Annotated in this window: 21 protein-coding genes; 10 read left to right on the forward strand and 11 right to left on the reverse strand. The window is 55.8% G+C overall.

Annotated elements, in window-relative coordinates:
* Positions 1 to 129: 129 nt before the first annotated feature.
* From VEI50_05550 to VEI50_05575, 6 genes are all read right to left on the reverse strand, one after another.
* Positions 130 to 1,524 (reverse strand): sigma-54 dependent transcriptional regulator, encoded by a 1,395-nt coding sequence (locus VEI50_05550; protein HXX74571.1) that lies wholly within the window; start codon positions 1,522 to 1,524, stop codon positions 130 to 132.
* Between the two features lie 38 nt (positions 1,525 to 1,562).
* The gene (locus tag VEI50_05555) at positions 1,563 to 1,952 is read right to left on the reverse strand and encodes a response regulator (protein HXX74572.1); all 390 of its coding nucleotides are present in this window, start codon (positions 1,950 to 1,952) and stop codon (positions 1,563 to 1,565) included.
* A gap of 296 nt (positions 1,953 to 2,248) precedes the next feature.
* Positions 2,249 to 4,192, reverse strand: coding sequence for a PAS domain S-box protein (locus VEI50_05560; GenBank protein ID HXX74573.1), 1,944 nt, complete (start codon positions 4,190 to 4,192; stop codon positions 2,249 to 2,251).
* 38 nt (positions 4,193 to 4,230) lie between these two features.
* On the reverse strand, positions 4,231 to 5,610 hold the full coding sequence (locus VEI50_05565) for a sigma-54 dependent transcriptional regulator (protein HXX74574.1): 1,380 nt from the start codon (positions 5,608 to 5,610) through the stop codon (positions 4,231 to 4,233).
* 563 nt (positions 5,611 to 6,173) lie between these two features.
* Complete coding sequence (locus tag VEI50_05570) at positions 6,174 to 6,941, reverse strand: RNA methyltransferase (protein HXX74575.1); 768 nt, start codon at positions 6,939 to 6,941, stop codon at positions 6,174 to 6,176.
* Between the two features lie 73 nt (positions 6,942 to 7,014).
* Positions 7,015 to 7,356, reverse strand: a complete 342-nt coding sequence (locus VEI50_05575) for a hypothetical protein (protein ID HXX74576.1) — start codon at positions 7,354 to 7,356, stop codon at positions 7,015 to 7,017.
* 150 nt (positions 7,357 to 7,506) lie between these two features.
* Here VEI50_05575 and VEI50_05580 point away from each other — a divergent pair, with 150 nt between their 5' ends.
* Positions 7,507 to 7,989: a helix-turn-helix transcriptional regulator gene (locus VEI50_05580; GenBank protein HXX74577.1), complete on the forward strand. Its 483-nt coding sequence runs from the start codon at positions 7,507 to 7,509 to the stop codon at positions 7,987 to 7,989.
* A gap of 22 nt (positions 7,990 to 8,011) precedes the next feature.
* Here VEI50_05580 and VEI50_05585 read toward each other — a convergent pair whose 3' ends face one another.
* Entirely contained in the window at positions 8,012 to 9,202 is a 1,191-nt protein-coding gene (locus VEI50_05585; GenBank protein ID HXX74578.1) for a class I SAM-dependent rRNA methyltransferase, read from the reverse strand.
* Positions 9,203 to 9,312: 110 nt separating this feature from the next.
* On the opposite strand from VEI50_05585, the gene VEI50_05590 reads away from it, so the two are divergent.
* The 5 genes from VEI50_05590 (at position 9,313) to VEI50_05610 (ending at position 15,352) form a co-directional block, all read left to right on the forward strand.
* The gene (locus tag VEI50_05590; protein HXX74579.1) at positions 9,313 to 10,968 is read left to right on the forward strand and encodes a thiamine pyrophosphate-binding protein; all 1,656 of its coding nucleotides are present in this window, start codon (positions 9,313 to 9,315) and stop codon (positions 10,966 to 10,968) included.
* Positions 10,969 to 11,198: 230 nt separating this feature from the next.
* The gene (locus VEI50_05595; GenBank protein ID HXX74580.1) at positions 11,199 to 12,443 is read left to right on the forward strand and encodes a glycosyl transferase; all 1,245 of its coding nucleotides are present in this window, start codon (positions 11,199 to 11,201) and stop codon (positions 12,441 to 12,443) included.
* Positions 12,404 to 13,783, forward strand: a complete 1,380-nt coding sequence (locus VEI50_05600; protein HXX74581.1) for a glycosyltransferase — start codon at positions 12,404 to 12,406, stop codon at positions 13,781 to 13,783. Before VEI50_05595 ends, VEI50_05600 begins: the two co-directional genes overlap by 40 nt.
* Positions 13,767 to 14,474 (forward strand): hypothetical protein, encoded by a 708-nt coding sequence (locus VEI50_05605; GenBank protein ID HXX74582.1) that lies wholly within the window; start codon positions 13,767 to 13,769, stop codon positions 14,472 to 14,474. Before VEI50_05600 ends, VEI50_05605 begins: the two co-directional genes overlap by 17 nt.
* Before the next feature lie 47 nt (positions 14,475 to 14,521).
* The gene (locus VEI50_05610; GenBank protein ID HXX74583.1) at positions 14,522 to 15,352 is read left to right on the forward strand and encodes an HAD-IIB family hydrolase; all 831 of its coding nucleotides are present in this window, start codon (positions 14,522 to 14,524) and stop codon (positions 15,350 to 15,352) included.
* A 440-nt stretch (positions 15,353 to 15,792) separates the two neighbouring features.
* On the opposite strand, the gene VEI50_05615 is transcribed toward VEI50_05610, so the two are convergent.
* The 4 genes from VEI50_05615 to VEI50_05630 form a co-directional block, all read right to left on the reverse strand.
* Complete coding sequence (locus VEI50_05615; protein HXX74584.1) at positions 15,793 to 17,181, reverse strand: sigma-54 dependent transcriptional regulator; 1,389 nt, start codon at positions 17,179 to 17,181, stop codon at positions 15,793 to 15,795.
* A 3-nt stretch (positions 17,182 to 17,184) separates the two neighbouring features.
* Positions 17,185 to 19,113 carry an ATP-binding protein gene (locus VEI50_05620; protein HXX74585.1) on the reverse strand — a complete coding sequence of 643 codons (1,929 nt, stop codon included), beginning with the start codon at positions 19,111 to 19,113 and terminating at the stop codon, positions 17,185 to 17,187.
* Between the two features lie 355 nt (positions 19,114 to 19,468).
* Positions 19,469 to 19,774, reverse strand: coding sequence for a hypothetical protein (locus VEI50_05625; GenBank protein HXX74586.1), 306 nt, complete (start codon positions 19,772 to 19,774; stop codon positions 19,469 to 19,471).
* Complete coding sequence (locus VEI50_05630) at positions 19,771 to 20,247, reverse strand: response regulator (protein HXX74587.1); 477 nt, start codon at positions 20,245 to 20,247, stop codon at positions 19,771 to 19,773. The genes VEI50_05625 and VEI50_05630 overlap by 4 nt, the downstream gene beginning before the upstream one ends.
* Before the next feature lie 612 nt (positions 20,248 to 20,859).
* Between VEI50_05630 and VEI50_05635 the strand changes: the two genes are divergently transcribed.
* The 4 genes from VEI50_05635 to VEI50_05650 are packed head-to-tail and all read left to right on the forward strand — an operon-like array spanning position 20,860 to position 22,802.
* On the forward strand, positions 20,860 to 21,156 hold the full coding sequence (locus tag VEI50_05635) for a hypothetical protein (GenBank protein HXX74588.1): 297 nt from the start codon (positions 20,860 to 20,862) through the stop codon (positions 21,154 to 21,156).
* A complete protein-coding gene (locus tag VEI50_05640; GenBank protein ID HXX74589.1) occupies positions 21,128 to 21,502 on the forward strand; it encodes a hypothetical protein in 375 nt (124 codons plus the stop codon). The genes VEI50_05635 and VEI50_05640 overlap by 29 nt, the downstream gene beginning before the upstream one ends.
* A gap of 34 nt (positions 21,503 to 21,536) precedes the next feature.
* On the forward strand, positions 21,537 to 22,427 hold the full coding sequence (locus VEI50_05645; GenBank protein ID HXX74590.1) for a prohibitin family protein: 891 nt from the start codon (positions 21,537 to 21,539) through the stop codon (positions 22,425 to 22,427).
* A gap of 18 nt (positions 22,428 to 22,445) precedes the next feature.
* A complete protein-coding gene (locus tag VEI50_05650) occupies positions 22,446 to 22,802 on the forward strand; it encodes a hypothetical protein (GenBank protein ID HXX74591.1) in 357 nt (118 codons plus the stop codon).
* Positions 22,803 to 22,827 lie beyond the last annotated feature (25 nt).

A 22,827-nucleotide genomic window follows, 5' to 3' on the forward strand; every position in this document is an offset into this window, starting at 1 on the left:
TCACAACGTCGAACACCGTAATGATTCCAGATCGGCAACAACTGCTTGCTCTCAGAGTATCAAAGAACGGACAAAGAATTTACTGATCGCGTGTGTTTAGCACTTGCCTACAAACCCAACAATACGACACTAATGAATCTGATATGTTCTCAGCTTGTTATAGAGACTTGCCCGACTGATCTTGAGCAATTTGGCCGTTTTGACGCGGTTGCCATCGGACTGTTGAAGAGCCTGGATGATGCGTGCCCGCTCCGCTTGCTTCATCGCGCCCCGCGATACAGATCGAAGGTCTCGTTCCGCCTGTTCTGATCCCATCGCCACGATGTCACCACACGTCAGCTGAGGGCCAACGGTCGTGACCACAGCCCGCTCGATATAGTGCTGTAACTCGCGGACGTTTCCGGGCCACGTCGCTTCGGTCAATGCGTGCATCACGTCCGGCGAGATCGTCCGGAACGGCTGCCGATGTCGTTGACAGGATGTCGCGATGAAGTGGTTGACGAGCAGCGGAATATCCTCCCGTCGTTCCCGAACGGGCGGAAGATGCAACGGCAAGACAGCCAACCGATAGTAGAGATCCTGTCGGAAAGCTTTCGACCGGACGAGTTCGGTAAGATCTTTGTTGGTCGCCGAGATGACCCGAACGTCGATCTTAATCGGGTGAGTTCCTCCGACACGTTTGATTTCCCCTTCCTGAAGAACTCGGAGGAGCTTGGCTTGAAACGATGGAGTCGTGTCGGCGATTTCGTCCAGGAAAACCGTCCCGCCATCCGCTTCTTCGAACAAGCCTCGCTTGTTCGAAACCGCACCGGTAAAGGCCCCTTTCACGTGACCGAACAGTTCACTCTCGAGCAGCGTCTCCGGCAGCGAACCGCAATCGACAATCACAAATGGCTCGCTCCTTCGATAGCTAATTTTGTGGATGGTTTTTGCGACTAACTCCTTCCCCGTCCCGCTCTCCCCCTGGATCAGGACTGTCGCGGTACTATCCGCCACCAGGCCGATCATCTCGAAGAGCTGCTGCATCACGGGACTTCGACCGATCAGCTCATCCAGGGATTCCCTCTGCGCGAGCAGGGAATTTTCCGTTGGCGGAGGGGCAGGATCCGACTGACCCTGAATCGTCTTTTGCTTGAACAATACCAGCATCAACTCCACCTCACCCCGATCAGATGTGAGCGGGAAAACCTGATACATGTCGCAGGGCATCCGGTCTTCGATGGTGGCGCCGGCATCGGGCTGGACTTCAGATGATTCGAACAATGTCATGTTCGGGCACGATTCACAGGTTCCACCACGATGTGCGAACACCGCATAGCACTTAGCAGGATGTGCCCCCGTTCCATCATGCAGGGTTTCCGTCCATGCCGACTCGTTGGCATAGACGACGTTGAAGTTGCGATCCACGACCGCGATACGGTCGGTCAATCCACCGGCGAGTTGTTTGATCGCCTCAAGACGAGCCGTGAGAACAGGATCATTCAGGCTACGGGAGGCTGATTGGTTTGATAGAGATCCGGCCATCTCGACCTCTTCGGCCGACAGCTGAGACCTACAAGCTGTCAGAACTCCTCTGCAACCTTGCTCGTTAACAATTGTCGCACCGTCGCCTTCAACTCGCCGAGCCGCACCGGTTTGTCGAAGTAGGCCGCGGCGCCCCACTTCAATGCATCTGACTTTATTCGGGTCCCTCCGAAGGCGGTCATTAGCACGATTGGGGAGTGGGGAGCGAAGGTCTTCAGGCGACTGATGTAATCGAATCCCCCGGCCGGCATCTTCAGATCGGTCAGAATCAAGTCGGGCGCTGACTCCAGCACCATTCGAAGAGCCTCATCACCGTCTCTGGCTTCTCTGAGCTGGTAACCTTCGCTCCAGAGTTCGTCACAGAGCAGACTGCGCATATCATTGTCGTCTTCAACAATCAGCACCACGGCGGATTTCCTTTCGGTCACCACTCTCATTCCTGTTCCGGATCGGCCCCTGGCTCAGGGAAACGCAAGTCACGTGCCTCATAAACTTTCGGCGTGATCCTCCCTCCCGCCCTGAAGAATGGCTCATATTTCTGAGGAAACGTACGATGGAGGACGATTCGAGGATGGTGGAATGGGGAGAAACACCCCAATTGGGTGAGGTTATTTGTCGAGAACCGCTACAGGGGATGGGAACAGCTATCAGCGATCAGCTATCAGCGAAGACATTAGAGTTGACTCTAGGAGTTGCGCATACGCTGAAAGCTGATGGCTGAAGGCTATGATTTCGGCTGATACATCGGCAGATGAATCGTGAAGGTCGTGCCTTTACCGGTATCACTTTCGACCCTGATGGTTCCGTGATGCTCCTCGATGATCCCCTTCACAACAGTCAGGCCGAGACCGGTACCCTTCCCGAACTCTTTGGTCGTGAAGAAGGGTTCGAAGATCTTGGCAACGACTTCCTCAGGGATGCCGTGACCGGTGTCAGCCACGGTGAGCCTGACCATCCTCTCGTGCGGTGAAACCCCAACCCGCAGGGTTCCCCCATCGGGCATCGCATGAAGTGCGTTCATGACGAGATTGATCACCACTTGACTCATCTGATCCGCGTCTGCAAACACGGGAGGACATGACTCAGCGAAGGCTCGCTCGATGACGATGCGATGCCGACCCAGGCGTTCCTCGAAAATCTCCAGGTTATCGTCGACTGTCTTTTGCAGATCGAGCGCCCGCCGTTCCACCGGTCTCCGCCGCGCAAAGGCCAATAACTGGTTCATGACCTTCGTAATACGCTCAACCTGACTGACGATGGTCTGCAAGCCTTTCTTGAGCGGTTCCTCTTGCGTTCGTTGCATCAAGTACTCGGCTCGGCCGAGGATCACGTTCATCGGCGTACCGATTTCATGCGCCATGCCGGAGGCAAGCGTACCGAGTTCTGCAATCCGCTCGGTTCTTCGGAGCTGTTCCTGAAGCCGGTTACGTTCACTGACGTCCCGAATCATGGCCACAACCGCCGGCCCTTCCTCATCAATAAATCGGGCTTTGCTCACTTCGACGTCGACAACCCTTCCATCGAGCGTCACGAGTTTTTCTCCAACGATGGGCACCGTCATCTTGCCTTCCATCAATTGCTGGACTCTTTCACGAATCAAGTCATGACAGTCCGGATGGAACAGGTCGAAGCGCGATTTCCCGAGAATCTCTTCCGCTTTCACTGCCCCGAAGAGTTTCAGACCAGCGTCATTGATGAAGATCACTCGATCCCCGCGATAGACCACGATCGCGAGGGGTGACACACCAATGAGTTGTCGATAGCGCTCTTCACTCTGGCGTACCAGCCGCTCAGCCTGATTCCGATCTGTAATATCGCGCAGGATCACCGTGTAGAACTTCTTGCCCTCAACGATGATGTTCGAGATGGCTGCTTCGACCGGGAACTCTGCGCCGTCGGCACGAAGTCCCATGATCGTGCCAAGCCCCCCCATCTTCCGATTCGTCACGCCCGATCCGCCGAACCTCTGGATGTGCAGCCGATGTGCCTCACGAAATCGATCGGGAATGAGCTTATCAAGCGGTTGGCCGATCATCTCACGAGCCGGGCATTTGAACATACGTTCGGCTGCGTCGTTGAACATCAAGACGCGTTGTCGTTCATCCACCGTAATGATCGCATCCATTGCAGACTGGATGATGCCTTCCAATCTCAGACGGGTGATGAGATATTGCTCCTCCGCCTCTCGGCGGCTAGCGAGCGCTCCCATTACCGCCGTCTCCGCAGAGGCCCGCGCCTCTTGCGCCGCCGTGAGCAACCCTTCCGCTTGCGATCGCCCGGCACGTTCCGACATCAGTTCCTGCAAAGCTTGGCTCTTACCTGTTTCGGCAGTGGCCAGATGAGCTCGGGTTCTTTTGAGTTGGAGTAGCGCACCCGCGATGAACCACAATGCCAACGTGCCCAAGGCCCGATTCAACGCACCGTACTGGATAAGCAAAGCGGAAGGCTTCAAGAACAGTCCGGCCCAGAGAAGTCCTGTTGCGACGATGCAGAAGTAGACAGGATCTCGTTCGCGCACAGAAAGGAATGTCATCACGAGGGGGATGACGTAGAGGACGGACACTGCCACCCCCACCGGAGTCAGCAGATCAAGGACAAAAATGGCAAAGGCCAAGACCGGGATCGCCACTGGCGCGGCGCACATGACAAGACTTTTCTCAACCTTCATACGATCGATTCCGGCCTACGTCGATCTGAATGAGGCGATCACAGTTCTGGTTGGGCTTTGCCTTCGATTTCGCCAAGTTTGCGATAGAGAGTCTTACGGTCGATGCCCAGCACGTGCGCGGCCTGGTATTTGTTCCCGCCCATCTTTTCGAGGATTTTCTTGATGTATTCTTTTTCGATCTCATGAAGCGGAAGGGTTTTTTCCGCCGCCTCGTCCAGAACACGGCGGTCTCCGCGCGCACCCTGCACGGCCGGCGGGAGATCATCCGGAGAAATCTTTTCCCCCAAACTTAGGGTGACCGCCCGTTCGATGACGTTCTCCAGTTCACGGACGTTGCCGGGCCATGCATAATCCATCAGCATGGCGAGGGCAGCCTCATTCACTCCTTTCATTTCCTTCCCGCGCACCACTCCACATTTCTTCAGAAAGGCGTCGACGAGGAGAGGGATGTCTTCCCGCCGCTCACGCAGCGGCGGCAGCTTGAGCTCGATCACGTTGAGTCGATAGTAAAGATCTTCTCGGAATCGCTTGGCTTTGACTTCGTCATTGAGATTCAGGTTGGTCGCCGCAATGATCCGCACGTCGACGGAGATTGGCTTCGTCGCCCCTACCCGACGAATTTCCTTCTCTTGAATCACGCGCAGGATTTTGGCTTGAAGCATGAGGGGCAATTCGCTGATTTCGTCCAAGAACACCGTCCCCTTTTGCGCTTCCTCGAACAAGCCCCGCTTATCCATCTTGGCATCGGTAAAAGCCCCTCGCATGTGACCGAAGAGCTCGCTTTCCAGCAACTGCTCGGGAATCGCTGCACAGTTCACCGGCACAAACGGCGCCTCTCGCCGGTCGCTGTTATAGTGGATCGCCTTGGCGACCAGCTCTTTGCCGGTCCCACTCTCGCCGGTGATGAGTACGTTCGTGGGACTATCAGCGACCCGGCGGATGAGATCGAATACCCCCTGGATCGCTTTGCTCTTGCCGAGAATTTGGTGGAAGCTGTATTCCTTATGGACTTCCTTCCTCAGCCGGCTCACTTCACGCCGGAGTGCAGCCTCCCGCACGACTCGTTCGACGACGCGCACGATCTCGTCACTCTTGACCGGTTTGGTCAGATAGTCGCTGGCGCCATGTTTCATCGCCTCGACCGCAGTTTCTACGGATCCGAACGCCGTCATCAGAATCACGCCGGTGTCCGGGTAGAGACGCTTAATCTCCGCCAAGAGCTCTGTGCCCTCCATTCCCTTCATCCGTAGGTCCGTGAGCACCACGGCAAAGTCTGTTTGCGCCAACTGTATGAGCGCCTCCTGCCCATTCCCGGCAGTGGTGACCTGATGTCCGCGGGCCTTCAGCACATCATGAACCAACGCCCGCATCTCGACATCATCGTCAACAACCAGAATCGCGCCCCACTCCTCGGTCATCTTTCTCTCCAACGGTTGTCGTAACTAGGACAACCAAACATATGTTCTGCCAGAGAAAAACCTTCTGCTGCAGAAAAATGCCACAGCAAAACCTGCCACTGATGACATATTCCCCAGACTAGGTCTATTTTTGTGTTGCATATTGCGCTATGGCAGCCCCGCTGCAAGAGGAAGACCAGAACATCTTCCTACCCGTACTAGCCAAACACTGGAATCGCTGTGCAAAGAATTAACGTCACCGAACGATGCCACCTATTATAGTAATGCTATTCCCCACTTTGGAAGGACCGATGCTTGGCCTCCAGACGGTTCCGGCCAGCCCGTCAGCCATGAAAGGTATCGTCCACGCATTTGCGCCTGTATATGACCCAAGCTGTGTAAGTTTTAACATCATGTTTGACATTGCCTTATTGTTATAAGTACAATATTTTATTGATATTCATGTACTTTTATAAAGCCAGAAACCCCCTAGTTCGGTCCTGCGCACCCAGCACCGACTCCGCGCCACCCGTACCGCAAAATTTTCGTGTATGTCAGGAATGAAAGTACAGAACGACTCGCGACTACCCGACTTGGCGCAATCGTCTCAAATGAAATGTGGCAATGGCCGTGGTGGCTGCAACGTTCAGAGACTCGACGTCCCGGCTGAGGGGGATCGTGAATCGAAGCGCGGCGGCCTTTCTGGTCTCAGCAGATAGACCCCGGCCTTCACTCCCAACAGCCAAAATCAGTTTTCGCGGCACCTCGCTGATTTCGTCTATCGGGGTCGCTCCGTGGCCTGGCACATCGGCCGCATAGATTCGGCACTCGTGCCGAATGAAACGGGACACATCGTTCGCTTCGAAAATCGGCAAGGACAGCAGCGCTCCGCTGGTGGCACGCACCACTTTGGGGTTGTACACGTCGGCCGATTCGCGAGAAAGCCAGAGTGCATCTACGTTAAGGGCCGCTGCCGTGCGGATGATAGCCCCCACGTTCGCAGGATCCTGAAGCTGCTCACCGAAAATCCCCAAGACGGCCGATTGACGGAGGACCGCTTCCTCATCCCAGGTCGCCTGTCGAGCTACGGCTAGGATTCCTTGAGGCGCATCAAGGTCGGAGAGTCTTCCAAACAAGACATCAGAGCAGGAGTATTGTTTCGCCGTGACTCCAGATCTCAGACGTCGGGCGGCGGCGTCCTCCCGGGCAAGATACGTTGGAGTCATGACGAGGCTGAGAATGCATCTCGGAAAACGAACAAGGAGATCATGAACGGCTTTAGCGCCTTCGGTGACGAAGGCGCGTTCCTTGGCTCGTACTCGTTTGTCCTGAAGGAGTGCTCGAAGACGCATGCCTTGCGCACGCGTCAGAGCCGGAAGGATGGACCTCACGTGAGGAATGCAACGTGGATTGAACGAAGATCGGTCAACGGCGCTTTCGGCCAGATGCGGCTTCGGCTGCTCGAATCCGTTGCGCACGCGCCTTGGCTCGCTTGAGCGCGGTGAGCTTGCCTCTGGTACGGTCCCGTTCGTGCTGGAGCTGTTGGAACTGAGACTTCAAGTAGGCTTTTTCCTGCTTGTGCAAGGACGCACATTCCTCGCGCGACAGCATCGTCCAGTCACCACTTGACCTTGCACGCTTGATCCGTTCTTCCAACGACTCGCGCAGTTGTTTCGCACGCATAGACAGCAAGGACTTCAACGCCTGCTGCCGTCGCTGAACTTCCTCTTCTTCTGCAAGAATTCCCCGAATATCGGTCCCGAGCATGGAGCGCCTCCTAAATGCTAGTATGCTGTTTGAGAACTCATTGTACCCGATTTCAATCCTCATCTTCCACAAGGACAAAACGAGCGTAAGTGTTGGATTATATATACATATTCAGAGTCGTATACTTGAAGACTGGTTGCGGAGACAGGGGTGATTGAGTATCATCGGCCCATGGCAATCGGCGCATTGATCCAAGCGTGGAGACTATTGCGCGGTCAATCAGTTGAGGACGTGGCAGCTGAAGCGCAGCTTTCGCCGACTACCTTGGAGGAAATCGAATCGGAGTGCGTCGATCCATCGGCATCGACCATTGAATCGGTGGCGGCTGCCTTGAAGATTCCGGTCGCCTGGCTCTTTGCTCATCCCACCACCTTTGCCACGTTGTTCGAGCGACCAGAGGACGAACTGGCGATGACTCCAAACGGGCCGGATCCCATAACTGAACGGATCCTCACCGGATCGCGTATGGACCGCTCGCTGTATGTCCTACTCACCGCGCTCCTGCAAAGCGGCGAGCCGAAACTCTTGAGAGCCGCGGAGGCGAGTTTGCGGAGCCTCGTGAAACAATCCAAACAAGCCACAGTGCCCTGGCAGAATCGTCCCCCCGGCCACTTCGAACCACCGAGTGATTAGAATCTACATTCCCTGGCGGCACCTAGAGTATTTGCAGCAGGAAACATTTTAAGTAGCGTGTCTCCGGCATTGCGGCCAGAACAGGATGGTCGCTCGCTTGCCCACGTTGCTCAAGCAGACGGACCTGTCGGCTGGCATCGCGCGCCGCCTGGCAGATGGCGATCCAAAAATCCTGCTCGTTGACATGGTGAGAGCAGGAACTTGTCACCATGAACCCCTCCGGCCTTGTGAGCCTCATCCCCAGCAAGTTGACATCCTTGTACCCCGCCAAGGCCCGCGGGACTGCTTGCTTGCTTCGGGCAAAGGCAGGCGGATCGAGCATGACCACATCATAGCGCCGGCCTCCCCGTTCTAGGTTGCGCAACTCCTCGAATGCATCAGCCATCCGATACAGGCATCGATCGTTCACCTTGTTCAACGACGCATGTTCGCGCGCCAGCATGAGCGCGTCTTCGCTGACATCGAGCCCTTCGACTGACCTGGCGCCTCCCAGTGCTGCGTGCATCCCAAACGCGCCTGTGTGACAGAACACTTCCAGCACCTCGGCGCCAGCCGTGAGTCGCGCCGCTGCCAGCCGGTTTTCTCGTTGATCGCAGAACCAGCCGGTTTTCTGGCCTCGTTCAATGTCGACCAGAAAAGACGCCCGCCCTTCTTGGACTTCGACTCGCGTGGCTCCCCCTCCGCGCATGAATCCTTTTTCAAACGGCAATCCCTCCAGGACCCGACTCTTCGCATCGTTCCGTAGGTAGATTCGGCCGACCCCCGCTTCTTGACACAGCAGATCGGCCAATAGAGCCTTTCGACAGTCCATACCATAGGACAAGGTTTGCATGACCAAGACGTCATCATACCGGTCCACGATCAAGCCAGGTAACTGATCCGCCTCTCCGTACAAAAGTCGATACGCGTTCGTGGCCGACACAATTCGCTCCCGCAGACAAATCGCCTGCATCACCCTCCCCCGCCAAAACTGTTCCGTAATGGGTTCTTCCTCGAACGTGAGCAGGCGTACGCGGATTTTGGAGTGTGGATTGAAGAGACCTCGACCAACAAACCTTCCGTTTGATGCCACGACATCGACCACATCGCCTGCCGTCGGCTCTCCCCTGACTTCATCGATATGGCCGGCGTACACCCAGAGGTGCCGGGAATCCTGTCCCCTCCCGGAGCGCGAGAGTCGGATCGTCCCCCTGGGTGCATCGTGTCGGATCATCGGAGGTACTTATCCGATTGCTCGAGAGGAAGGTCAAGCCCCCCTGTGGTTCTTCCTTTGCTTGACGGCCGCCGTCAGCTGTGGTTTGCTGGATTGAGGAAGAGCACTCGATGGTACGAAAGCCAACGATCGGATCCACGGTCATTGATCGACTGCACAAGCTTGGGGTTCGCCATATCTTCGGAATTCCCGGCGATTATGTCCTGAGTCTCTACAAGCTTCTGGAAACCTCACCGATCCGTCACATCGGCACAACCCGTGAAGACTGCGCCGGATTCGCCGCGGACGCCTATGCCCGCATCAATGGGATCGGTGCGGTCTGTGTAACCTATTGCGTCGGTGGCTTGAACACGGTCAACGCCATCGCTTGTGCGTACGCCGAGCGATCTCCTGTCGTCCTGTTGACCGGCTCTCCCGGACTCTCAGAGCGGATGCGCACACCCTACTTGCATCATATGGTGCGCGATTTTTCAACCCAGCGTGAGGTGTTCGAAAAGATGACGGTTGCTGCAGTGTCGCTCGACGATCCTCTCACAGCGGAACGCGAAATGGATCGGGCCTTTGCTGCCTTGCTTCGATACCGTCGACCAATCTATATCGAGATCCCGCGCGACATGGTCCATGCTCCCCTTTCCACCCCTTCCCGTCCCATGTGTGTCGAAGATGAACCGAGCGATCCGGCAGCCCTCGACGAGGCCATTGGAGAAGTCCGGGCCATGTTGACCTCTGCCAGCCGACCCGCCATTCTGGCTGGCGCAGAAATCGGCCGTTTCGGACTGCAAGATGACCTGGCCCGGCTTGTCGAGCGCCTGAACATTCCAATTGCGTCCACCTTGTTGGGCAAATCGGTCATTCGCGAAGACCACCCGCTTTACGTCGGTGTGTACGGGGGGTTGATCGCGCGCGATGATGTTCAACAGTTTATCAATCAATCCGATTGTTTGCTGATTCTCGGCTCAATTCTCTCCGATGTCGAAGATTTCGACGTTCGTTCTCCACTGCTGATTGAGGGCCGGACTATCCATGCGACGGCAGATCGAGTTGCTATCAAGCATCACCGCTATGATGCGATTCGATTCGAAGACTTTGTCCGAGCATTGGCGACTCACCAGCTTCCAACGTTTCCTTCGCGCTCCCTCCCACCGACGATTCCAATCGAAGCCGGAACGAACGGACCCAATTCCCCCATTAGGTTGAGTGGACTCTTTCACCACCTTGACAGTGTGTTGGACGAAAAAACCCTCGTGATCGCCGATGTCGGCGAATCCTTATTTGCCGCAGCCGATCTTCACGTTCACCGGCGGTTTGAATTCCTTTCGCCGGCGTATTACACCTCAATGGGTTTCGCCGTTCCGGCTGCGGTGGGGGCGTCGTTCGCCGATCCCTCGCTCCGGCCCATCGTTTTGGTCGGTGATGGCGCGTTCCAAATGACGGGTTCTGAACTTGCCACGGCTGTCAGGTACGGCCAAGCTCCGATCATCATCGTCCTGAACAATCACGGATATTCGACCGAACGGGAAATTCTGGAAGGCCCCTTCAACGATCTTCACGAATGGCACTATGAACGGATGTGCGATGTCGTGGGTGGTGGAGTCGGCTCACGTATTCGAACGCAGGGAGAATTCGAACAGAAACTTGCGACCGCATTGGCCGATTCGAGCCAATTACACATCTTCAACGTCCTCCTCGATCCAGCCGATCGATCTGCCGGCATGAAGCGATTAGCCCACCGCCTCGCGAAGCGACTGTCTACCGACAGGCCATAACGCTTATCCGATCCATTTGTATAAGTGAAGGCTTTTGCCACTAGGGAATGCCCCAGTTTTCAAACAGAAAACTGCCAGAAGTCGGCTTTCCCCCAAGTTCCGTATGGCACACCCTGTGCAATTCAGGTATCCTAAATCGGTCGTTATCCACTGGCTATAATACCGCTTCTTATTCTTCTCTATTCACGCCCCCTAGAGGGTGACCTTTCGTTATCTGACTGGAGTTCCGCATGTCAGACTTTTACCAAAACGGCGTCGTGACTGTTCTTCATAGACTCGGCAGCCCGAATGTCGATCAATTAGAGAGCGAGTTGGAACGATGCGGGGGCATGCATCCGATCGCCTTGGTGCTTCCGTCTCTCTATGCCGAGTTGGAACGACCCGCTCTCAAGACAATTGTCGAGGTCCTGAAGACCGTCAGGTACCTCCACGAAATCGTGATTTCACTCGATCGGGCATCAGCGTTAGAATTTCGCCTGGCCAAACAGTATTTCGCCGTTCTGCCCCAGCGGGTCCGGCTGATCTGGAACGACGGCGCCCGCATCCAGACGCTCCTCAACTTGCTCGTCTCACAGAACATCGATATCGGATTGCCGGGCAAAGGACGCGGTTGTTGGTTGGCGTTCGGCTACGTGCTGGCTAGCAACCATAGCCAGGTCATCGCACTCCACGACTGCGATATTACGAGTTATCGGCGCGAGTATCTGGCACGGCTTTGCTATCCCGTCGCCAATCCGAACCTCGGCTATGAATTTTGCAAAGGCTACTACAGCCGAGTCACCGACCGCCTGCACGGTCGCGCCACACGGCTCTTTATCACTCCGCTGATCCGAAGCCTTCAACAGCTCGTGGGACCTCACCCACTCCTGACCTTCCTCGACAGTTTTCGCTATCCCCTTGCCGGAGAATTCGCCATGGTTCGCGACCTGGCCTGGATCAACCGAATCCCCGGGGATTGGGGATTGGAGGTCGGCGTATTGTCCGAGGTCTACCGAAATTGCGCTCTGAGGCGCATCTGCCAGGCCGATATTGCAGACGCCTACGACCATAAACATCAATCTCTTTCCAGTCAGAATCCGGAAAGCGGACTGCTAAAAATGTGTGTGGATATCACGAAGTCTCTCTTCAGAAATTTAGCGAGCGAAGGCGTGGTACTGTCGGACGGCATCCTGAAAACCTTGCGGGCCACCTATCTCCAAGCAGCTCAGGACGCCATCAGCCGGTATGAGAACGATGCGGCAATCAACAGCCTCACCTTCGACCGCCATGAGGAACGGACCGCCGTCGAGGTGTTCCTGAAAGGCATGAAGCTCGCGACAGAAGGGTTTCTCGAGGACCCTCTTGGTGTTCCGATGATTTCCAACTGGAGTCGCGTCACTCATGCCGTGCCTGATTTCTTCGCCCGCCTCGTCGAAGCGGTTGAAGAGGACCACGCATGGGATCCTACGACCGAAACGGTATCGCCAGGACGATGAGCACCGCTCGGACCCCGCTCACGCCGGAAACCGATGCACAGATCCTCACCATCGGATCGACGGACATTCTTGTCGGCATCCCGAGCTACAACAACGCTGCAACAGTCGGTCACGTCGTGCAGGCGGTGAGCGCGGGTTTGGCGAAGTACTTTCCTGATCGGCGCGCCGTGCTGGTCAATTCCGATGGGGGCTCCTCCGACAAAACCCGCGACATCGTGGCCCATACTATCATTGACCCCAACCAATTATTCATCAGCGATCAGCAGAGCGTGTTGCACCGCATTATCACTCCCTACCACGGGATACCGGGGAAAGGGAGCGCGTTTCGGACCATCTTCGAGATTGCCAACCGGCTGAATGCGAAAGCCTGCGCCGTGGTCGATGCGGACTTGCGGAGCATCGCGCCGGAATGGATCGAGCTATTGTTACGTCCGTTGCTCGACGAGGGATACGACTACGTCGCACCTTACTATCTGCGGCACAAGTACGACGGGACGATTACGAACAGCCTTGCCTATCCCCTGACGAGGGCTCTCTACGGTCAGCGGATCCGTCAACCAATCGGCGGCGAATTTGGATTCTCCGGTTCGCTTGCCACCCATTATCTCGACCAGCATGTGTGGGAGTCCGAGGTGGCTCGATTTGGCATCGACATTTGGATGACGACAGAAGCCATCGCCAGCGGCGCCCGTGTCTGCCAAAGTTTTCTCGGGGCCAAAATTCACAACCCGAAGGACCCGGCAGCCGACCTGTCTGCCATGCTGACTCAGGTTGTGGGTGCACTCTTCGCTGCGATGGAACGGCATGACACACTATGGTTCCGTCAGGAGAGCTCGCAGCCGGTTCCCCTCTTCGGATTTCGCTACGAAGTCGGCGTGGAGCCCGTGCATGTCAATCTTGAGCGGATGGTCGCGAACTTTCAGCAAGGGCTGACGGATCTCGAGGCCGTCTGGCAAAAAATGCTCGCTGAAGGCACGCTCGCTCAGTTGTGCCGATTGAAGAATGCACCCAGCAATGACTGTCGTATCTCCGATGAGCTCTGGGTCAAGGTAGTGTACGACGCAGCTGCGGCTTACCACAAGCGAATGATGTCTCGTGATCACCTCCTAAAAGCCTTGACACCATTATATTTAGGGCGAACCGCCTCCTTTGTCCTGACCACACAAGGGCTCACGTCGGCCGAGGCGGAACTGAGAATCGAGGCGTTGTGTCAGACCTTTGAGCGATTGAAACCGTACCTGATCAAGCGTTGGGCCGGTTCGGAATCACATGAACCTGGGGACCCCTTAGCCCACCGAACCGCGACCGATGCGGGAGGGACGTATGAGCGAATTCCTTAGCCAAGCGATTATCGGGCCGCTCCAAATTCTCGGACAGCATGTCTTGTCCGTGCTCCCCAATCTCCTGGCGATGGGCATGATCCTGCTCGGAGGCTTCGCCGTGGCCTGGTTGACCGGCACCTTCGTCGAACGGCTGCTCCGCGTGATCGGTGTCGACCACCTCAGTGATCGGCTCGGGATCAATGCCGCCTTGCTTCGCGGCGGCATCAAGACCGATCCCTCTCGGCTCATCGGTCGCACCTTTTACTGGACGGTGGTGCTTCTGGCCACCATTGCCGCGTTGGGAGTCTTGAACCTCGCTCCGATCAACCAATTCGCCCAATCGCTATTAGCGTACGTCCCGCATTTCGTCACGGCTGCGGTGATCGTGCTCGCAGGATATTTCCTTTCGAATTTCATCTCTCAAGCCGTTCTGATCGCGGCCGTGAATGCAGGACTGCCCCCAGCCAGGCTTATCGCGGCTACGGCTCGCTGGGGCATCCTGCTGCTCGCTGGCGCCATGGCCCTTGAACAACTGGGGATCGCCCAAAACATCGTCGTGGTGGGATTCGGAATTACGTGGGGCGGTGTCGTGCTCGCTACCGCCATCGCCTTCGGACTCGGAGGGAAGGATCTCGCCAAGGAATTCCTCGAACGCCGCATCGCAGGACGATCACGATCCGACAGCACCGACGATTTGCGGCATTTGTAGCCAAGACGGCAATACAGCCTTCACGTGGAAAGACGATTTGACTACTCATGACTCAGCTGGTCGTCTATACAGATTTGGATGGCTGCTTGCTGGACAGCACCACGTATTCCTATGAACCGGCTAGGCCAGCGTTAGAGGCTCTCCGGGCGCAGCATATTCCGCTCGTTCTCGTATCCAGCAAGACGCGGGCGGAGATCGAACCGTTGCGGAAGCGGTTGAGTCACCACGACCCGTTCATCGTAGAAAATGGCGCCGCCGTCTTCGTCCCTCGAGGCCACTTCGACTTCCCGCTCGAACGGGCACGAGCCAGGAACTCCTATGACGTGATCGAGCTCGGGCTTCCCTACGGCATATTGCGCGATGTCCTCAAACAAATTGAAAAAAATGTCGCCACCACCTTACGAGGCTTCGGCGACTTGTCCGTCGATGACGTCATGCAAGTGACGGAGCTTAGTCGGCAGGAGGCCTCCCTCGCCAAACAGAGGGAATACGACGAACCCTATCTCTTGGAAGGCCCTCCGGCGCTCATTGAAGAAGTCTGTCGCCAAATCGTCATGCGGGGTCTGCGGTGGACCAAGGGCGGACGGTTCTTCCATCTGACGGGCGACAACAACAAGGGGCAGGCAGCAGCGCTCCTGCTCCGGTGTTATCAGCGCCAGCACCAATTACAAGGCGAGGGCGACCGGATCGAAACGGTAGGAATCGGGGATAGTGTCAACGATGCACCGCTCCTGGCGACTGTCGACCATCCGATCCTCGTTCAGAAGCCGGACGGCTCCTACGATCCTGATATCCATATTCCCGGCATGACTCGGGCACCCGGCATCGGGCCCGTCGGCTGGAATCATGCTGTGCAGGAACTGTTGGCCAGCCGCTGACGCTCCACCGGTATCGGCTGATCGAGTCGATTCGCCAATTCGCGCAAAAGCTGTTCGACCGCATTTCTATTCTTCAGTCGCAGGTACGTCTTGCGCGCATGGGGGATTGATCCAACCTGAACCGCGATGCCAGACCGCTCTTGGGTTCCCTACGCGGGAGATGGTGTTGCCGTCGGAGAGATGGCTCACGTGACCGATAGGACGCCCGCCTTTAGCTCGGCGGGCCTGCCAGGTCCGGTGGACTGAGGTCTTCCTTCATTGACCCCCTCCGTGGTGAACGGCTAAACACGGAGAATCGCCGATAGACGACGTACTGGTTGTCTTCATACGCCTCACATCGTCCTCTGTCAACTGGCTGGGCTCCCTACAAACCCCGATTGACGTGACGACGGCCGATATCCTGTGTCTACCTGCAAATGCCTCCGTTGCCGGAGACATGTTCACGCGTCTGCAATTTTTTTTAAACGCCGATCTAATGCGAAACGGGTGATGCCCAGATGTTTGGCAGCAAGGCTTTTGTTGTGGCCTGAAAGGCGGACTACCTCCTCAATGATCGCGAACTCCATGTCGGCGAGCGATTGTTTGCCGAGCTGCATTTCCGCTCGTACGATGGGCTGATCCCCCTGCGTGCTGGTCACGGCGATTTGCTGGGGCGCTTCTCGCAATTCGCGGGGTAGATTGCTTACCGTGAGCGTTTTACCGTGGCAGAGAATCATTGCCCGCTCGATGATATTTTGAAGCTCACGGATGTTTCCCGGATAGGCGTACCGCTCGAGGAGAGCTTTGGCTTCCGGCTCAATGTCGAGAATCTCTTTCCCAAACTCTTTGCCGAACCGGACCATCGCACCCATGCAAAGAGGCAGGATATCTTCCACTCGGGCTCGCAGGGGTGGAAGTTCGAATGAGACCACGTTCAGCCGAAAGTAGAGGTCTTCCCGGAAGGTTCCCCGCGTCACCTCCTTCTTGAGGTCGCGGTTCGTTGCGGTCATGAGCCGGAAATCCACCGATATATCGTCGGTCCCGCCCAACCGGCGGAACGATTTTTCCTGTAGTACACGAAGCAGCTTTCCCTGCATAGATAGATCGAGATCACCGATCTCGTCGAGAAACAGTGTCCCGCTCTCGGCCTTCTCCAGCAATCCGATTTTTCGTTGGTGCGCGCCGGTAAATGCGCCCCGCTCGTAACCGAACAGCTCGCTTTCAAAGAGCTCTTTGGGGATGGCCGTGCAATTGACACCGATGAACGGGCCGGTGGACCTGGGTCCGTTGTGATGAAGCACCTGCGCGAAAAATTCTTTCCCCGTTCCGGTTTCTCCTTGGAGCAAGACAGTGGATTTGGGATTGGCCGCTACGTCGCGCACTTGAGACAAGAGCTGCTTCATCGTCGCGCTCCGCGCATCCACGTTGGAGAGCGCATACTGGCTACTCTCATGCTCCCGCTCAAAATCGATACGCCGTCGGAGGGCGAGGAATTCGAGCGCCCGATCCACCACGGGGTCGATGCCCTCAAGATCCACGGTCTTGATGAGGAAGTCGTAGGCGCCGAGCTTCATCGCTTCGACCGCATCCTGCACTGTCCCGTACGCCGTCAACATAATGACCAAGGCATGGGGGACGAGAGGCCGCAACTGCTTCAACGTATCGAGACCGCTCAGGCCGGGCATTTTCAGATCCAGCATCACGAGGTCCGGGAGGTCTTGCTCGATCGCTTTCATGAGCGCATCTCCCGAGTCATACCCCACAACGCGGTGGTGCCGCCGTGATAGGCGCTTGATAATTGACGCACGGATCGCCGGCTCATCATCAGTGACAAAGATCGTTGCGCGCATACACTAAACCTCGATCAATCTGGGTTGTTGTCGAAGAGGAAGCCAGAGCCGAGCCGTCGTTCCCTTGCCCTTGTCGCTCATCAACTGGATGTCGCCGCCATGAGCATCGACGATATTTCGGCAAATGGCCAGGCCGAGTCCAGTCCCCCGGTGCTTTCCCCGCGTGAAGAACGGCTCGAACACGTGCGGAAGATCCTCTGACGATATGCCGGGCCCCTGATCCGTCACGGTGATCGCAAGGCCGGGGTCCAGGTTTCTTGCGAACGGACACGCCGCGACGCTGAGCCCGCCCCGCTCTTCAGAGGCCTCAATGGCATTCTGGAACACATTCAACAACACCTGCTTGATTTGATCTCGATCAGCATAAACCTTAGGTAAAGCAGCGGAAACCGCACAAGTGACCGTCAACGCTTTCTTTGAGAGAGGCACATCGAGCAATTTCAACACTTCCTCTACCAAGTCGGAACAAGAGAACAGTACGGGAGCTAGCTCGCGAGGCCTTGCATACTCAATGATCTGATTCACGATCCGATCCAATCGCCGTGTTTCTCTCAGGATGACTTCCAGATCAGAACGTCGAGGATCTTTGCTGTCGGTTTCTTCAACCAGTAGCGATGTGGTCGATCCGATTCCCACGAGCGGGTTTCGAATCTCATGGGCGATTCCGGCCGCGACCTGACCAAGGGTCGCAAGCCGTTCTGAGCGGCTCAGTCGTGTTTGCATCTGATCCAACGCGGTAATGTCGATATTAAACCCCTGATACATCACAACCTGCCCGTCGGCATCCTTAATTGGAATGCGCCGGCTCAACACTTTCCTCACCGTTCCGTCCTTATGAAGAAACCGGAAGACTGTTTCATACGGTCGGCCCTCCCTGACGGCCTTGGCAAACTCTGCAAGGACCCGATCCCTGTCTTCAGGATGAAACGCGCTACGAATCGCCTCGGGATCGGCTTCTTCATCCGGGTTGAGGCCCGCCAATGTCGTGTTATATCGGTTGCTGAATACCATGGCCATGCCCTTTGTCGTGAAGATGCCGAACGGCGCATGATCGACCAGGCTCCGATACTTGGATTCGGAGGCAGACAGGTCCTGATTCAACGCGCGTAGTTCGGTTTCCGATTTCTCGACCACGGCAAGGTGATCCCTGATCTGCGCGCTCATGGCATGCATGACTTGGGTCAGATTGCCGATCTCGTCCTTCCGATCCATCACCGGCACAGTAGGAACCATTCCGGCCGGCGACGAACCGACAACCTTCGCCAGCATCGCCAGGGGACCTGTAATCGACCGCGCAATGAGGCGAAGGGTGGCGATCATCAGCACGAGTGCGAGCCCTCCCCCTCCGAGTATGACGGCCAGCATGGTATTTCGATCCTGCGACAGTTTTGACAATCGCGCGATCAGTTCTTCCTGCCCGAGACGGTCGAAGTAGGCCATCTCACCGCGAATCTTCAGCATCATCTCTCGGCCACGCCCCTCCTCGATGTGGCGAAGAGCGTTTTCGGTGAGTCCGGACTTTACGGCTTTGATAAGTTCTTCTTTCTCCCCCATGAACTGCTTGACCAATTCCTCGACCTTCGCGATGTGAGCCCGCTGTTCCTGATTATGCTCAACCTTTTCTTCCAAGGAGGCCCCAAGATTGATGATGTGATCCTGGGCTGTTCGATAGGGATAGAGATACTTCTCTTGTCTCGTCAGCACAAAACCACGGAATCCTGTTTCAAGATCCACGACCAAACGCAAGTACTCCGCCGCCAACCGTTGTGCGAGATAGATTTTGTTGAGCTCTCCTTCATCCTCGGAAAAGGTGACGACACTCCGATACGTGAGAGTGCTCAGCACCATCACGGCCAAGATAGGGATCACTGAGACAAGAAACAATTTGCGGGCAATCGGCAGATTACTGAGGAATTGGAGAAGCCAGCGCATCAGGCCCTCATTGGACTATCCTAAGAAAGCCCCCTGATCATAGTCAATCGGCGGAATCAGGTCAAAAGTTCTGGTAGGCCTGGTCGGTCGAATCGACAGCAGCCGCAGTCCTCGCCTTCAGGACATTTGGCCCACCGAGGAGCGCACTTCGTCCAGTTACAGTATCGTCGTTGTTTGGGTGACCTCCGCGATCGACGCCAGCCCTAACCCAAGGCGTTTTGACCACGTTGAGAGCACTGCGCGCGGACGCGACCTCATTTCTCTCCACAAAGAGCTGTTGTCGATCTGCGTGTAGGGTGATGACGGCGAACGGATTCGTAGCCGAAACCCAAACCATAGATAGCGGTGCCATTCCCTAGATCAGTCGTGTACAAGGATAGGCAAAGACTCGCATAGGAATCTTCGCACCCTTCTGTCGGCGGGCGAGATCGTCACGAAATTCTCGCAATCGTTTCACAACTTTGTCGGCCTCTTGGTCTTCCAGTGCCGCAATAATCATGCAATTATGTCCGGGCCAGGGAAATGCGTTGAACGTTGTCCCTGCCTCCCCCATTCCGTGAATCTTGGGTGCTTCGGTGAACGCTTTGACCTCAAGCTCAGCCAGCAGTTGATGAAGTTCATGTTCCAACGACTGACGGAAGATCAGAAGTAGCATTGTCATAAATTCTGCTCCCCATCCGACAAGCAGATTTCCTGACGAGGATTCTTGGGAAGCCAGGTTTGGCAAATCTTGCGCACCATGGTGATCAAATCAGAAAAACACCGTGGTTTGACGAGATAGCCGACCACGCCAAGTCCGTAGAGGGTCCGCATGCTCGGCTGGGCATCAGACCGGGCCATGACGACGACGGGCAGGTTCGCCAGGCGGAAATCATTTCGCAATTCCCGCAAGCAGGATAGGCTGGTCGCTCCGGGAAGATTCAGGTCGAGCACAATCAGATCTGGAAGGCTATGAGCCCCGAGGGCAAGTTGTTTCCTCAAACTCTCCAGGGCACACTCAGCTGTATGCTGCACATCAATAGCTGGCTGTGGGGAACTTGGCGGAGATTCGAGTCTTTCCCATACAACCGTGAGTGCGTCACAAAATAGCTCTGCTTCCCCTGGACTATCTGTGAGAAGAAGGAGCTTCGGCATTTACTCACGCCTGAAATCTGGTGCAGGAAGCATATTGTTCGGCTGACGCATGTTCATGTGACATTATGTGAATCGGCCCGATCGAATCGCGAAAAGAAAGTAGAGTTTGCCAGGTTTCTCGTGCCAGAACGGCACAGCTGTGACAAAACGATACGGTTAGATGCCTCTTTTTCTACTCGAAAAGAGTTTCAAAATCCCGCTGCCATCACTTACAGATGCGAGTTCACCCGTTCAGAGAAGGGTATGAAATGGATGCTGTCGATTCATTCGTCCGTACGATCGACCGAGGAAGAATCCAGCAATAGCAATGCCAGGTGCACGGCGGAGAAAATCACCATTGCAAAGGCAAAAACCTAGTTGATCAACACCTATCTGAGCGTATTCGCACATCCTGCACAGTGCGAGTGAGCGATCACGAGCTGACACAAGGGATGCTACGTAGCGACCTATCCCCTCGTCAAGAGGTTTGGTTATGTAGATCTTTGGATTTTTGATCTTCGGGAACCAGTCAGCGAAATCCAAGACGAGGACTAGGATTTGCACATCCGCTTGAGGGCAGGAGAGCCCGGGTAGACTCTCAACATCGGTGGATGCCCCTTCCACGAGGCTGCGATGAAACCCGCAGAGATGTCCGCACCCGAAACGGAGATCGAATTCAGGATCCGTACCCTTCAACCCAAGGGACAACGGGTCATGTTTTCCGAGCTCGCCGAAGCGTTTCCCGATTGCACCTGGCAAATCCTGTTCAACGCTCTCAGTCAATTGAGCAAACGAAAACACGTTGAGCTCGTCGCACACCGGTGGGACTATGAGGTGATTTTTCTGAGCCCTGGTCCTAACGGGCAGGCTACGTCCAGGTCCTCCAAAGCGAGCGAACACTATGAATATAGCGAGAGGCCACAGGTGTAAGGAAATTGGTCTGCTTGCGCTGTTCGTAGCGGTTGCAGGACTTGGCTGTGCACGAACTTCGACCCTCCTCGATCTTACGTCTACAGATCCTTCTCAAGATCAACGGAAAATCGCCAGCTACTACAGTCAGGAAGCGGTCCTACTCCGCTTAAAGGCGGAGGAACTCTCGCAACGGGTCTTGGTCTACGAACGCCTGTTCGGGGGCGAGTCCGAATGGGTCTCAGGTGCCCGCTTCCTCGTTCAGTTCTACGAAAATGCGGCAAAAGAACGGGAACATCTCGCGGGCTGGCATTTGGACATAGCTGGTAATGGCCATTCCCAAGCTATGAGACCCACTCTACCTTAACAATGGTCATCATGGATGACGTATGGAGGTCCCCATGTCTCGTCACATTACATATGCATTGATGCTGGTGACCATTCCTTTGCTGTTGCTAAGCAGTGCCTGCGCAGGAACGAGTGTTCAACCCGGCCAGCGTGGTCTCATGTGGCGTCCGTTTTCCGAAGGTCTTTCCACCGAACCTCTCAAGGATGGGTTCTACTGGAGGGCGCCCTGGAACGATGTCTACCTCTATGACGTTCGGTGGCAAAGCTTTACCGAAGGCATCGACGCCCTCAGCGCCGATGACCTTCAAGTCATCGTCAAGGCTGCGATCATTCTGAGGCCGATTCCTGAAGAAGTGTACTTTCTCGCGCACGAGGTGGGCCCGGATTTCTACCCTCGAATCGTGAAGCCGGAATTTTTGGCTGCAGTCCGGAGCGTAGTCTCCGGTTACAACATGGTCACGGTTCCGGAAAAGAGTTCCGAGATCGCCAGCAAAGTTCAGGCTGTCGTGGTTGAGAAATTGAAGGGCCGTCACCTTGCAATCCAAAGCGTCGCATTGGCGGACGTCGACTTTCCGCAGATCGTCTTAAGCGCCATTGAGCAGAAACAAGCCAAGGAGCAGGAAAAAGAACAGAAGGAATTTGAGCTGACGATCGCCATGAAGGATGCCGAGATTGCCAGGACTCGAGCCAAAGGTGAGGGAGATTCGATTCGGATTCGAGCCGAAGGCGAGGCAGAAGGATTGCGCATTCGGGCCATCGGACAGGCCAAAGCGCAGGAAACCATCACGAAAACGTTGACGCCCGACTATCTCCGCTACAAGTTGTACGACAGCCCAAACTCAAAACTGGTGCTATTGCCGGACAAACTCAACGTCCCGATCCTGGTCAACCCCGGTTCGGATCAGCCTCACCAGCTCATCCAGACGGACGCCCATTCCCGCTGAAGAAGAAAGGCAAGATCGATGTCAATGAATAACTTTCCCAACACTGATCGGAATCGGCGAACCGTGGCGTGGAATCTGCGACAGAGCGAACGGATCGAGTCGGTACGTCGTATTTCATACACTGTGACTCGGTCAGCAGATGAAGATACCTTCCGTGACCATCACGGTATGGCCCTGCTGATGAATATCACCTCTCAGGGAATGCTGCTCATCATGAAGGAAGCGCCCAAGAGGGAACAGGTCATGAATGTACGGGTGCCGACTCAGTTCGATCTCGTTGCAATCCCTACATTGGCTGAAGTACGTGGGGTACAGAAGGTGTCGCTCGACGAGAGGGAGAGTAGGTACCTGGTCGGCTTGAAATTCCTCTTCTAGGCTCTCCGTCGGGAGGATTCGGAAC

It is taken from the genome of Nitrospiraceae bacterium, from assembly GCA_035623075.1.
Taxonomy (GTDB): domain Bacteria; phylum Nitrospirota; class Nitrospiria; order Nitrospirales; family Nitrospiraceae; genus DASPUC01.

What these genes read in the sequence shown, in the direction of transcription:
- VEI50_05550 (HXX74571.1), bottom strand. Translation starts at nt 1,524, where the DNA reads ATGGCCGGATCTCTATCAAACCAATCAGCCTCCCGTAGCCTGAATGAT.
- VEI50_05560 (HXX74573.1), bottom strand. Translation starts at nt 4,192, where the DNA reads ATGAAGGTTGAGAAAAGTCTTGTCATGTGCGCCGCGCCAGTGGCGATC.
- VEI50_05565 (HXX74574.1), bottom strand. Translation starts at nt 5,610, where the DNA reads ATGACCGAGGAGTGGGGCGCGATTCTGGTTGTTGACGATGATGTCGAG.
- VEI50_05570 (HXX74575.1), bottom strand. Translation starts at nt 6,941, where the DNA reads ATGCGTCTTCGAGCACTCCTTCAGGACAAACGAGTACGAGCCAAGGAA.
- VEI50_05575 (HXX74576.1), bottom strand. Translation starts at nt 7,356, where the DNA reads ATGCTCGGGACCGATATTCGGGGAATTCTTGCAGAAGAAGAGGAAGTT.
- VEI50_05585 (HXX74578.1), bottom strand. Translation starts at nt 9,202, where the DNA reads ATGATCCGACACGATGCACCCAGGGGGACGATCCGACTCTCGCGCTCC.
- VEI50_05590 (HXX74579.1), top strand. Translation starts at nt 9,313, where the DNA reads ATGGTACGAAAGCCAACGATCGGATCCACGGTCATTGATCGACTGCAC.
- VEI50_05595 (HXX74580.1), top strand. Translation starts at nt 11,199, where the DNA reads ATGTCAGACTTTTACCAAAACGGCGTCGTGACTGTTCTTCATAGACTC.
- VEI50_05600 (HXX74581.1), top strand. Translation starts at nt 12,404, where the DNA reads ATGGGATCCTACGACCGAAACGGTATCGCCAGGACGATGAGCACCGCT.
- VEI50_05605 (HXX74582.1), top strand. Translation starts at nt 13,767, where the DNA reads ATGAGCGAATTCCTTAGCCAAGCGATTATCGGGCCGCTCCAAATTCTC.
- VEI50_05610 (HXX74583.1), top strand. Translation starts at nt 14,522, where the DNA reads ATGACTCAGCTGGTCGTCTATACAGATTTGGATGGCTGCTTGCTGGAC.
- VEI50_05615 (HXX74584.1), bottom strand. Translation starts at nt 17,181, where the DNA reads ATGCGCGCAACGATCTTTGTCACTGATGATGAGCCGGCGATCCGTGCG.
- VEI50_05620 (HXX74585.1), bottom strand. Translation starts at nt 19,113, where the DNA reads ATGCGCTGGCTTCTCCAATTCCTCAGTAATCTGCCGATTGCCCGCAAA.
- VEI50_05625 (HXX74586.1), bottom strand. Translation starts at nt 19,774, where the DNA reads ATGACAATGCTACTTCTGATCTTCCGTCAGTCGTTGGAACATGAACTT.
- VEI50_05630 (HXX74587.1), bottom strand. Translation starts at nt 20,247, where the DNA reads ATGCCGAAGCTCCTTCTTCTCACAGATAGTCCAGGGGAAGCAGAGCTA.
- VEI50_05635 (HXX74588.1), top strand. Translation starts at nt 20,860, where the DNA reads ATGAAACCCGCAGAGATGTCCGCACCCGAAACGGAGATCGAATTCAGG.
- VEI50_05640 (HXX74589.1), top strand. Translation starts at nt 21,128, where the DNA reads ATGAATATAGCGAGAGGCCACAGGTGTAAGGAAATTGGTCTGCTTGCG.
- VEI50_05645 (HXX74590.1), top strand. Translation starts at nt 21,537, where the DNA reads ATGTCTCGTCACATTACATATGCATTGATGCTGGTGACCATTCCTTTG.
- VEI50_05650 (HXX74591.1), top strand. Translation starts at nt 22,446, where the DNA reads ATGTCAATGAATAACTTTCCCAACACTGATCGGAATCGGCGAACCGTG.